Annotated in this window: 10 protein-coding genes; 9 read left to right on the top strand and 1 reads right to left on the bottom strand. The window is 54.8% G+C overall.

Annotation, left to right across the window (positions count from 1 at the left end):
* Positions 1-549: 549 nt before the first annotated feature.
* A complete protein-coding gene (locus F8N96_RS34005) occupies positions 550-1,311 on the bottom strand; it encodes an SDR family NAD(P)-dependent oxidoreductase (protein ID WP_150801506.1) in 762 nt (253 codons plus the stop codon).
* Positions 1,312-1,692: 381 nt separating this feature from the next.
* Between F8N96_RS34005 and F8N96_RS34010 the strand changes: the two genes are divergently transcribed.
* From F8N96_RS34010 to leuS, 9 genes are all read left to right on the top strand, one after another.
* The gene (locus tag F8N96_RS34010) at positions 1,693-2,925 is read left to right on the top strand and encodes an aminotransferase class I/II-fold pyridoxal phosphate-dependent enzyme (protein WP_150801507.1); all 1,233 of its coding nucleotides are present in this window, start codon (positions 1,693-1,695) and stop codon (positions 2,923-2,925) included.
* A 9-nt stretch (positions 2,926-2,934) separates the two neighbouring features.
* Positions 2,935-3,762, top strand: coding sequence for an HpcH/HpaI aldolase/citrate lyase family protein (locus tag F8N96_RS34015; protein WP_150801508.1), 828 nt, complete (start codon positions 2,935-2,937; stop codon positions 3,760-3,762).
* Positions 3,763-3,772: 10 nt separating this feature from the next.
* Entirely contained in the window at positions 3,773-4,297 is a 525-nt protein-coding gene (locus tag F8N96_RS34020; protein ID WP_150801509.1) for a MaoC family dehydratase, read from the top strand.
* A gap of 106 nt (positions 4,298-4,403) precedes the next feature.
* Complete coding sequence (locus tag F8N96_RS34025; protein WP_150801510.1) at positions 4,404-5,393, top strand: ornithine cyclodeaminase family protein; 990 nt, start codon at positions 4,404-4,406, stop codon at positions 5,391-5,393.
* Positions 5,394-5,453: 60 nt separating this feature from the next.
* Positions 5,454-6,326, top strand: a complete 873-nt coding sequence (locus tag F8N96_RS34030; protein WP_224794175.1) for an NAD(P)-dependent oxidoreductase — start codon at positions 5,454-5,456, stop codon at positions 6,324-6,326.
* Between the two features lie 97 nt (positions 6,327-6,423).
* Entirely contained in the window at positions 6,424-7,167 is a 744-nt protein-coding gene (locus tag F8N96_RS34035) for a class II aldolase/adducin family protein (protein WP_150801511.1), read from the top strand.
* Entirely contained in the window at positions 7,164-8,279 is a 1,116-nt protein-coding gene (locus F8N96_RS34040; protein ID WP_150801512.1) for a pyridoxal phosphate-dependent aminotransferase, read from the top strand. Before F8N96_RS34035 ends, F8N96_RS34040 begins: the two co-directional genes overlap by 4 nt.
* The gene (locus F8N96_RS34045) at positions 8,276-9,484 is read left to right on the top strand and encodes an MFS transporter (RefSeq protein WP_224794176.1); all 1,209 of its coding nucleotides are present in this window, start codon (positions 8,276-8,278) and stop codon (positions 9,482-9,484) included. Before F8N96_RS34040 ends, F8N96_RS34045 begins: the two co-directional genes overlap by 4 nt.
* Before the next feature lie 82 nt (positions 9,485-9,566).
* The gene (gene leuS, locus F8N96_RS34050) at positions 9,567-12,152 is read left to right on the top strand and encodes a leucine--tRNA ligase (RefSeq protein WP_150801514.1); all 2,586 of its coding nucleotides are present in this window, start codon (positions 9,567-9,569) and stop codon (positions 12,150-12,152) included.
* Positions 12,153-12,353: the final 201 nt, after the last annotated feature.

The following is a 12,353-nucleotide window of genomic DNA, read 5'->3' on the forward strand; positions in this document are numbered from 1 at the left end:
AAAGAAACAACGCAGTGACGATATGTCGCAGCAATCGATCCCGCTGATTTTATGGCTAAACACGGTGCAAGTAAAATTCAGATAGCGAAATTATTGGGTGCAAAAAGGACATTGCGGACCTCCGGGACCCTGTAACCCATGCGTGGCGGGCATTAGGCGGTTTTTCGTTAAATATGTTTTGTAAGGAATGTAACGAACATTTTTCGAGCTAAATGATAATCAATATTGTTTGCGGTGGTTTTTAAACTGTTTGGCGGACGAGTGAGTGGGAAGTTGTCTTATATGCGGCTTACTGCAAGTAGCGGGCAGGGCCGTTTTACCTTGATTTTCTGCGCAAGAAACTGCTCTGGATCAATGTCTTTCCCGCCGTGATCGTGCTGCGACGCAAACCCTGTAGGAGCTGGCTTGCCAGCGAAGAGGCCCGAAAGCCATGCGTTGAATGAACGGACACCACCGTCGTACCGCAGCGAAGGGGGGCCGAAAGCCATGCGGTGAATGAGCGGACGTCTTCGCCGTGGTGCAGCGATCGGACAAGCCAGCCCCTACGCTCTAAATACAGCTGTGCCCGCCATCAATGACCAGATCAGCCCCCGTCATCCATGATGACTCATCCGATGCCAGGAGGATGGCAGCGCCTGTCATATCCGAGGGGATTCCGGCGCGCTGCATTGGAATCTCTTTTTTTCTGTTCTGCCATACCTCTGGAGCGTCCCGCCACTGGCTGGCGTTGCCGTTGGTGGCGGTCAGTCCAGGTGAAAGGGTGTTGACCCTGATGCCATATGGAGCCAGTTCTACGGCACAACTTCGGGTAAGCATTGACAGTGCTGCCTTGCTCGCTTGGTAAGCTGACATTCGGCTGACCGCCTTGAAAGCGCTGACCGATGAAATGTTAATGATGCTGCCGCCCTGTTTGCGTGCTATGCAATCTTTTGCAAAGCGTTGAGTTGCGAAGAAGGGGAAGCGGAGGTTGACCGCAAGGGTTCGTTCATACTCATTGCTGCTTAGCTCCAGAAATGGAGTGCGGGTTATAAATGCGGGATTATTGACAAGTATATCTATCGGGCCGATGTCTGCGTGCGCTGTCTCGAAGAGTACATCTATGCTACAGCTTGCGGCATCCATAAGCATAAAACTGGCCCGCTGTTCAAGACGCTCGGCTAATGCAGTAACTGCGCGCGCGTTGGCTTCATCGGTGCGGGCGGTAATGAAGACGTCGGCCCCTTGTGCAATGAAAGCTTCGGCTATTGCTCTTCCAATGCCTGTCGATGCACCTGTTATTAGAGCTCGCTTACCTTTCAATCTTCCTTCCATGATTGAGCGTCCGTTTAGTGGTCGGTTGTAAAAAGTTTAAGTGGGCGGAACGCTTGAATATAGAGAGGCATCTGAATTTTGCTGGCGTGAAATCCAATAAAACCAACTTGTTTCGTTACATTATGTTTCGGATCGGCGTTAGGTGTCATTTTCTCTTCAGGGTTGCGTGGCGTGTGTATGTATCTGTTGAAGCTCTGTTAATGTTGCGTCTTGGTGTTGGCGAAAATTCCTACAGAACTTTCATTCGTAAATTAACGACTTTTCTTAGTTGCCGTAAAAAAATGAATGTGCAAGGCTAATGGGGCTGACAGGAACTGGTCGGTGTTTTGAGTTTCGCAGCTGTACTGGCTCTTCTTGCGTCATGAATCAGAGAGGTTGTGTATGTCAGAGCAAAAAAACAAATATATCAATACTGCCAGATCCGTCGAAATTGGTAATCCCTCCTGGGCGCTTGCGCAAGATTCGGGGCTTACCGATTTGAGTGTGGAGCATACTCGGCTGGGGCGCATGCAAGACCAGAACGGTCATGAGTTCATGAATATGTGCTCTTGTTCATATTTGGGGCTTGAGGTCGATGAGCGTCTGGCGCGACGTGCCGCAGACTATGTATTGAGTAGCGGTACCGTGAATTTACCCACCTCGCGTATCAGAATAAGATTGAAAGAACTCGATGAACTTGAAGACGCCTTATCTACCCATTTCAATTGTCGAGCATTCACAGCAACTTCCTGCAGTGCAGGCATCGTCGCGTCTCTGCCCCTCCTGGCAGCCGGTATGTTTACAGATGGCCAGCGCCCCGTTTTGATTTTCGATAAACATGCCCATTTTGCACTGAATCAGGTCAAGGCCATCTGTGGTGATGAAACGCAGGTTGTCACTTGCAATCACAATGACGTCGACTTTATTGAGGATATGTGCAAACGTCATCCTTTGGTCGCGTACGTTGCTGACGGTGCTTACAGTATGGGCGGAAGTGCACCTATAGAGCGGCTGTTGGTTTTGCAGGATAAGTATGGGCTGTTTCTATACTTCGATGACTCTCATTCATTGAGTGCCTATGGCGAGCGAGGTGAGGGCTATATTCGTACTTTTATGCCTGATCTCAATCCACGGACGCTACTTGTTTATTCATTGGCCAAGGCATTTGGCGCCAATGGTGGCGGCATATTCATGTCGGAGAAGGCCAACTATCAAAAAATTTTCCGTCGTTTTGGCGGGCCGATGTCCTATTCGCAATATGTAAATCCCGCCGCTATAGGTGCGGCAATGGCTTCCCTGGATATTCACAAGACCAGCGAGCTTGGCGTTTTGCAGCAGAAACTTAATTCCAATATTCGACTGTTCGACAGCTTGTTTGAGACGGAACACGCGGGATCGGGACTACCGATTCGGGTCATTCCACTGGACAGTCCTGATATGGCGATTGGCGTTTCCGAGGGCGTCTTCAAGCGAGGGTATTACACTTCAGCAGTATTCTTCCCCATTGTAGCCAGGAACAAATCCGGTCTGCGTGTGATGATGCGTGCAGACATGTCCCAAGAGGATATACGGAGTTTCTGTTCCGCTGTCCAAGCGGCAGTACAAGAGGTCCGCCTGAACCCTGTTCGACGTTGAGAGGTTAGGATGACCAATCCCACACCAAGAAGTTTGCTGTATTGCTCCGCCTTGCACCCCGAGCAATACGCAAAAAGTGTTCTGACGGATGTCATGGTGATTGATCTGGAGGACGGTGTTCCGCTCACCAGGAAAGCAGAGGCCCGGTTGTGTGTCGAACAGTTCTATCGTTTTGATGTCATGCAGCGTACAGCACTGCGTATCAACCCTCTGCGTGATAATCAAGGGTTGCTCGATCTGTTGTTGGTGCAATCACTTGAACAGAGGCCCGAGTTCATAGTCATGGCAATGACCGAGGCGGCGGCCGAGATAGAGGTGGTGCGCGCGAATTTAAGTCTAAATGGAGAAAGTCCGAAAATACTGGTCACCGTCGAAACACCGGCCTGTCTGCGGGATATCTACGCCATTGCATCCAGTGCCGACGGACTGATCTTTGGTTCCGCCGACTATGCGGCCAGCCTGGGGGTGCAGATCGGTGGCTGGAGCAACATCCTGCATGCACGTGGGAGCATCGTTGCGGCCGCTAGCGCAGCGGGTATTCCCGCGTTCGATACCGCTTACTTCAATCTCGACGACGAGGCAGGGCTGCTGAAGGAATGCCAGGACACCCGGGAGTTGGGATTCAGTGGCAAGACCTCCATTCATCCACGGCAGATACCCATCATCAATGATGTGTTCACCCCTTCCATCGCTGAGTACGAACATGCCCTGGCAGTTGTGCAGGCTGCGGAAAACAGTAGAGAAAAAATTACGAGGCTGAAGAACCTCATGGTGGGACCGCCGTTTGTGAAGCAAGCCAGGAAACTTATCCAGCGCGCCCAGGAATTGGGTCTTTGAGGAGAATGTAATGGAGCCAATGATCCCTGCCCATGAACAGATCGGCGCTAATCGCTATCGTGAGTCTTATGGCCTGCATTACGAAGAGTTTGTGGTGGGTGATGTATTCGAGCACCGCCCCGGCCGTACTGTGACTGAGCTGGACAATATCTGGCAGTCACTGGTGAACATGAACAACCATCCTGCACATATAGACGTTGCCTATGCACAGCGCAGCGAATTCGAGCAGTTGCTGGTCAACAGCTCGGTGACGTTGTCGATTATCAGTGGCATGACGGTAGCGACAATGAGTGCCCGGGCGATCGCAAACCTGGGCTGGGACGAAATTCGTCTCCCAAATCCGGTTTACGTCGGCGACACCTTGTATGCAGAGAGTGAGGTTGTCTCCAAGCGTGAATCCCGATCGCGTCCGGGCCAGGGCATTGTCACCATCAGGGTGATCGGTCGTAAGCAGGATGGCACCCCCGTGATCACTTACCTGCGCACCTTTCTGGTTCCCAGGCACGGGTATTCCCAGGACTACCCCGTTGGTTAGGCGTATCGGATCTGTGATGTCGGTGGATGGGGCACTCAAAGCATGGGTGCTGCCGGCTTGAGGATGGCCGGTATCTACGCAAAGCCTGATGGAAAAAGGATGAGTCATGCTGCTTCTTAATCGTGAAGACATCGAGCGTTGTGTCGAGTTGCCAAAGCTTATTCGCGCACTCGAAGCGGCTCACCGGGATTTTGCTTTCTCGGCTCCGGTGGTTCCGCAACGCTCGATCATCACTCACGAGCGACAAAAAGCATTCTCTTTGTTCATGCCGGCCTTTTTGCCCGCCAGCCAGACGCTGGGCATCAAGGTGTCGTCGTTTCATCCCGGCAACGCCATGCGCGGATTATCGGCGGTCAATGGTGCGGTCTTGCTGATCGATATCGAAAGCGGGCGGTTGCTGGCGATGCTTGACAGTGCAGCCCTGACGGCGATTCGTACCAGTGCCTTGAGTGCGCTGGCAACGGACAAGCTCTGCCCGCGGGTGCGGCTCAATCTGGCGATGATCGGTGCCGGGGCTCAGGCTGCAGCGCATATCAAGGCGATGGCCGCTATCAGGGAGCTGGGGCAGGTCAGGATATTTTCCCGCTGTCTGGCCCGAAGTGTCGCTTTGGCCGAGCGTCTGTCCATTGAGCTTTCGTTGCCGGTAGAAGCCGTCAAACAAATGGAGGAGGCGCTGACGGATGCGGACATTGTCTGCACTACGACCTCCCATGACAGTCCGCTGCCCTTGATTGGGGCGCATCAGCTCAAGCCCGATGCCCATATCAATGCCATTGGTGGCAGTACATTGCAGGCGTGCGAGATCGATCCACGGTTACTGGGCAATGCGCAGGTTCATGTCGATCATTTGGAGGCCGCATGCCGCGAGTCGGGCGAGATTGCCCAGGCGTTGGCGTTGTCTGTGATGGGTGTAGAGGACATCCGCGAGATCAGTGCATTGGTCATCGAGCAGCCTTCGTCGGCAACGCAGAAACAAGGTCTGAGTTATTTCCGCAGCGTCGGACACGCCAGTCAGGACATGGTGGTCGCTGCCTGCCTATATAACGTGGCCATTGCACGGAACATCGGCAAACACTGCGACTACCTGAGCGGCTGAGGGCTGCCAGGCGCGAAATTTGAATCGGCAATGCTACTGCCAGGGAAGAAGGAGATGCCCATGAATATTCTGATGATCGATTCGCAGAGAGTGAATTATGTCGACCCTGGGGAGTATGCCCCTGGTTCGGCGCATCAGCCCTGTCGCCTGGAGGTCACATCCCGGCCCTCGGATGAGCAATTGGCCCGCGCCGACGGGATCATCGCCTTTCATTCGGTCGTCATCGACGCGCCATTGGTTGCCAGGATGCATCGATGCCGCGCGTTGGTGAAGGCAACCATTGGCCTTGATGATGTGGATGTCGAGGCGTTGAGCGCGAAAGGCATTCTTTGCTCCAACATCGGCTCTGTGGGAGCAGAGGAAGTCGCGGAGCATGCCATGGCGTTGATCCTCTTTGCCCAGCGCAAGCTTCTCGACTACGCCAGGCACACCCGGCAGGGCGGTTGGAGCTGGCGAGCTCACACTGGCAAGGTCAAAGCCTGCGCAGATACCGTTTTGGGGTTGATCGGTTATGGCGCAACAGGGCGAGCATTGGCGCGCAGAGCGGCGGCCTTGGGTTACCGGATTTGTTTTTACGATCCGTGGGTCGAGCGCTGTGTCGAAGGTATTGCGCAGGGAGGCACGCTGGAGTCGTTGCTCGAAACGGCCGATGTCGTATCGCTGCATCTGCCACTTAATCCGGACACTGGGCATTTGATGAACGATGCGCGATTTTCGCGGATGAAGCACGGTGCGACCCTAATCAATACCGCGCGAGGTGGCATCGTCGATACCGACGCTCTGCTTCGGGCTCTGCAGTCTGGGGCAGTGTCTATGGCACTGCTGGATGTCGTGCAGGAGGAACCGGCACCGCCCCAGGCCCTGATCGAACATGAGCGTGTGTTATTGACGCCGCAGCCGCGTTTTACAGCGAACGCTCTCTGGTCGAGTTGAAGGCCAGTGCCCTGGAAACGATTCTGGGTCTGCTAGAGGGGGCAAAGATCAAAACCGTGGTCAATCCCGATTGCGTATCGGAGGGAGGCAACGGGATATGCCTGAATTAAAACTGGCGGGACTTGAAACTTCCCGATCCGAGTTGCCGGCTTGGTTCGACGTGGCGATAGGCAGCAGTATTCTTCAATACGGTCAGCGCTTGGCGGCGCGACAGCTGTTGGTCAATACGCTGGGCAATATCGCTGTACGCAGCCATTGCTCGTACTGGCAGCGTGAAGTGATCTACACCAAACACCGCGGCGTCTCCCTGGAAGAGTGCGGTCTTGAACATCTGGCTGTGCTGGATATGCAATCCGATGAGCTTTTGCACGGTTGTTTCAGACCTAGCCTGGGACACCAGATGCACCGGGAAATCATGCGCTGCCGCGCTGATGTCAATGCCACGGTGCATCTTCATCCCAATGAAGTCATTTCCTTCTTCGCAGTCATGCAATGGCGTGAAATGGAGTACGTGTCAAACGACACCGCACTGGTGATGGGCAAGCCACCATGCATTCTCGGCGAGGGTGTGAATGTCGAACTGGATGTCAGTGCCATTAACCGCTGCGCCAGTGACACCAACTGCATTGTCATGCCCAGCCATGGCATTACCAGTTTTGGCCGCGACCTGTCCGAGGCGTTTCATCGTGCCGTGGCGTTCACTGCGGAAATCAGTCGATTGATTACCAGCCAGTATTTGTCGGCGGCCACAGGGAAGTCGGTGGTGTATGCCAGCGACGACGATATCAGACAGATGTATGAGCTAGGCGAACAAGTGATCTACGGAGGGATGCACAAATGAAGTTTCATGGACATATCTTGCGTTCCGGATTGTGGAAGGCTCCGGAACGCGATCTCTCGTCGATGTTGCTGGATCTGAATGAAAACCAGTTTCTACATGAGTTTCTTGCACGATTCATTGCTACCGAATTGAAGCCCGGGGATCTGTTCACTTACCCCAATTATCAGATGCTCCTGAGCGAGTTGGCAAAGTACTGCAAGGTTTCGACCGACAGTTTATTACTGACCAATGGGGCGGATCAGGCAATCGATCTGGTGATACGGTCACTGTTTTCGCCTGGGGATAGGGTGGTGGTTCCTTCTCCGGTTTTTTCCTTCTATTACCAGATGCTCGACGTCAATGGCGTAGTACCGGTGATCGTTGGGTTCGAGAAACAAGTCCAAAGATTCGTGCTGCCTACCGATGCTGTGCTCGAATCCTTGCGGACTTGCCAGGGACTGATCCTGTGTAATCCCAACAATCCTCTGGGCGTACGCACCGACCCTGAGCAATTGAAAGCGCTAGTCGAGGCTTGTGTAAGACAAGACAAGCCGATGATCGTTGACGAATGCTACTTTGAGTACCTGCAACACTCGTGTCTGGATGCATTCAGCGCGGTCAGGCAGTTATTCGTCATTCGTTCGTTCTCCAAATACTTTGGTCTTGCCGGGTTGCGCCTGGGGTATGTAGTCACGCGACCGGAATCAATTCGTGAGCTGATGAAGGTGCGCGGCCCATGGGATGTAAACCATGTGGCGGTGAAAGCTGCGCTGTTCTGCTTGCGGAACCGGGATGCAATGCAGCAGGCGCACGACAAACTCGCGCAGATCAAGCGTGAAATAATCGAAGTCTGCCGGGCTAACGCGATCGTTGTATACGAAAGCGATACGAATTTTTTGCTATTGCAGGATCAGTACGACGGTCGTCTGGCCAACGCTTTCGCTCAGGCTAAAATTCGCGTCAGCGACTGTTCACAATACCCCCACAGCTTTGGCCTGCTCCACAATATGTTACGTGTGGCCGTTCCTGCTTCGGCGGATCTCAAAAAATTCCTGAAGGCAATACTACTTGGGGGCGGCAGTGCTGCTGCCAGCGTTGCGTGCTTGCGCAGCGTCGAGGTTATCCTCAAGTGAAGAGATTTCTGAAAAGGATTGGTCTGGCGGCAGGGATGCGCAATATCGTTTTTCTCCGGTTGCTGTTCGTCATGGCAAATGCCTTGGGGCCTTTCGCTGCCTTGTTTTTCCAGCGTCATTACCAACTCGACAGTTCGGCGGTCGCGTTGGTGATCACGCTAATGTCGGCGTTCTATCTGGTGGGCAATCTGTTGGGCGGGGCGCTGGTCGGTCATTATTCCTTCCGGGCGCTTTTGATCAGTACCTCGTCCTGTTCATCGGTGTTTTTGTTGCTCGCTGCTGTGTTCAGCTCATCGATCGCCTCCATTGCGATGGTGCTGTTGTTCATGCTGTGTGCGGGCCTGATCACGCCGGTATTCAGTGTCCTCACGTCCTTGGTGGCAAATGAAAGCAACCGCATCGCTTCCTTTGGCTATTTGCACTTGGCCAGCAATCTGGGGGCGGCGCTGCTGTTCATGATTGGTGGTTATTTGCTTGGCCTCGACAGTCACTACCTGATGCTTTTTGCGATGGTCGTGAGTGTGTTGTGCGTTTTAGCGAGTGTCTTTCTGGCGCTGCCGGAACGCCGGAGCGCTGTACCTGAAGACAGAAGGGCTGCCCACGGCGCGATGGTCGATGTGCCAAGGATCGTGATCATCTCCGGCGCCATGTTCTTTGCGTTGTCTGTGCTGGATGCGCAGCGTGAATATCAGTTGCCTCTTTGGCTTGATATGGTGACGGCGGGGAAGGCCGCCAGCGTGTTCGGTGCTGTCGGTATCGTTAATGCGTCGCTGGTGATCTTATTGACGCAACCACTTATAGCGTTGACGTCGCGTTTCGGGGCGCTCACCAATCTGTCCTTGGCTGCGGTTTTTTACGGTATCGGATTTGGTGCCTATGCCTTTTTCGAACACACGGTTCTAATCCTCGCGTTCGTTTTCTTCTGGACGCTGGGTGAGATTCTCGGCATTACCTACATCACTGCGCTGATTTCGCAGAAAACCACATTGCAGACTCAGGCCGGTCTTTTTTCCCTTATTCCGATCGTGCTGGCGGGGGCGAGAATAGTATCCGTCGGGCTGGGCGCCTCGTTGATCACCGGGGTCGGTTTCCAACTGAGTTGGAGTCTCTATGGGCTGTTGGGCATCCTGTTCGGAGGCGGCTGTCTTTTGGTTGTTGCCAAAACGGCTGTAACGCCCCGTGCTTCATCACCGGACAGGAGCTGATGCAAATCGACTGGTAACTTTTAAGGAGTGTGAGCCGAACGAATCATTTGTCGTTCAGCTCCAGCAATGTCAAGGAACCTCTATGCGACCGCAATATGATCCAGCCCGGGTAGAAAGTACGGCGCAGGCCAAATGGCTCGAAGATGATGTATTCAGGGCGACCGAAGATGAAACCCGGCTCAAGTTTTATGCTTGCTCGATGCTTCCTTATCCATCGGGAAAGTTGCACATGGGGCACGTGCGCAACTATACGATAAACGACATGTTGGCCCGTCATATGCGCATGAAAGGATTCAACGTGCTAATGCCGATGGGCTGGGACGCTTTCGGTTTGCCGGCAGAGAACGCGGCCATGCAGTCGGGTGTTTCTCCCGCCGAGTGGACACGGCTGAACATTGCGGACATGAAGGCGCAAATGCAGCCGCTGGGACTGGCCTTCGACTGGTCGCGGGAGATCGCCACCTGCGACCCGCAGTATTACAAATGGAGTCAGTGGTTCTTCCTCAAGTTGCTGGAAAAGGGCGTGGTCTACAAGAAAACCCAGATAGTCAATTGGGACCCTGTCGACCAGACGGTGCTGGCCAATGAGCAGGTGATCGACGGTCGAGGCTGGCGCTCGGGGGCGTTGGTCGAGCAGCGGGAAATTCCCGGGTACTACCTGCGTATCACGCAATATGCCGAAGAGTTGCTGTCAGCCATCGACACGCTGGATGGCTGGCCCGACAGGGTTCGCACCATGCAGCGCAACTGGATAGGCAAGGCCAGCGGTGTCCGTTTGGCATTTGCCCACCGGGTCCGGGATGCATCGGAGCAACTGATCGACGCAGGCAAGCTGTGGGTGTTCACAACCCGCGTGGATACGCTCATGGGGGTGACCTTCTGTGCCATTTCGCCCGGGCATGCACTGGCCAGGCGTGCTCTGGAACTCGATCCGCACCTGGAGTCGCAGGTGAAGGCATGTCGCCAGGCGGCAGAGGCCGGTCCGGCCTCCAGTGCCCAGGTCAGGATCGGCGTTCCCAGCGGTTTGCACGTCGAGCACCCGTTGACCGGTGAGCCCGTCGCCCTGTGGATTACCAGCTACGTGCTCAGCGAATATGGGGAAGGCGCCTTGATGGCCGTGCCTGCCCACGACGAGCGTGACTTCGACTTTGCCAATCAATACGGGTTGCCTGTTCGCCAGGTCATTGCTTGCGACGATCAGGTCTATGACTTTCAAGACTGGTCAGACAGCCACGCGAGCCGGGATGGTCATCTCATCAACTCCGGAGCCTACGATGGGCTGACAGTCACACAGGCCACCCAGGCCATCGTCGCGGCGTTGGTTGAGCGTGGCATGGGTGAGGAAGCCACCACCTGGCGCCTGCGCGATTGGGGGATTTCACGGCAACGTTACTGGGGGACCCCCATCCCCATCATCCGGTGTGAGCACTGTGGCGACGTCCCGGTCCCTTATTCGGATCTGCCTGTGGTGTTACCGACCGATTGCATTCCCGACGGCAGCGCAAATCCGTTACTGGCGCATGACGGCTTTCGCCAGGTGGCTTGCCCTCGTTGCGCGGCGCCGGCACTTAGGGAAACCGACACCCTGGATACCTTCGTCGACTCGAGCTGGTATTTCATGCGCTATTGCGATCCCGGCAGTGATACCGCGATGGTCGGGCCCGGCAGTCGATACTGGATGGCCATCGATCAATACATCGGCGGTATCGAGCACGCGGTGCTGCATCTGCTGTACGCCAGGTTCTGGACCCGGGCGATGCGCGATGAAGGGCTGGTGGCGTTCAGCGAGCCGTTCAAGAACCTGTTCACCCAAGGCATGCTGTTGCGGGAAAGTTATTACCGCACAGCGGACGATGGCAGCCGGCAATGGTTTTATCCCGCGCAAGTGACGGTCGAGTACGATGGAAAAGGTCGCCCGGTGAAGGCTACGGCGCTTGAGGACGGTTTGCCCGTCAGCATTGGCGGCGTGGAAAAAATGTCGAAGTCGAAGAACAATGTTGTCGAGCCGAGGGACATCATCAACAGGTTCGGCGCCGACACTGCCCGTTTGTTTACCATTTTCGCGGGGCCTCCCGACCAGGACACGATCTGGAGCGACAGCGGGGTTGAGGGGGCTTATCGCTTTTTGCGTCGACTATGGACTTTTGCCCATGAAGGTCAGGCACGGGAGAGCGATCGGGTTGAGGACGTTGCCGAATCCAGACGCGTGCGCTTTGAGATGCATCGCTTGCTGCAGCAGGTCAACAGCGATTACGAACGGATGCAATACAACACTGTCGTTTCGGGTGCGATGAAGATGCTCAAGGTGCTGGAGGGAGGCAGGGCTGCCGGCCTCCAGGTGGCCCGCGAGGGGATGGCGATCCTGTTGCAGGTCCTGAATCCCGTGACACCGCACATCACCCAGACACTCTGGGCGGAACTGGGTTTCCCGGGTGACATCTACGACTGTTCGTGGCCGGTGCCGGATAACGAAGCCTTGAAGCAGGACGAAGTGAAAATGATGGTGCAAGTGAACGGCAAATTGCGTGGGGAAATCTTGATCCAGGCTGGTGCCGATCACGATGCAATACGGATCCGGGCATTGGCTGATCCAGTGTTGCGCAGCTATCTGGAAAGCGCGAGCAGGATGATTGTGGTGCCCAACCGACTGGTTAACTTCGTTATCTGACTCCCGTTCGCAAGCTCCGCTGCCCCCGCCTATATGCTGATGAATTGTGGTCAACGCCGAACCCTGTAGGAGCCGGCTTGAACTGGCCTAATAATTCCGGACACCTCTTAAGGGCGATATGATTTCGCCAACTTGGAGGTTTCATGAACGAAAGAAAGGTCTATACCCGCGAGTTCAAGCTGCATGCTGCCAGCATGGTGC

It is taken from the genome of Pseudomonas fluorescens, assembly GCF_902497855.1.
Taxonomy (GTDB): domain Bacteria; phylum Pseudomonadota; class Gammaproteobacteria; order Pseudomonadales; family Pseudomonadaceae; genus Aquipseudomonas; species Aquipseudomonas fluorescens_BI.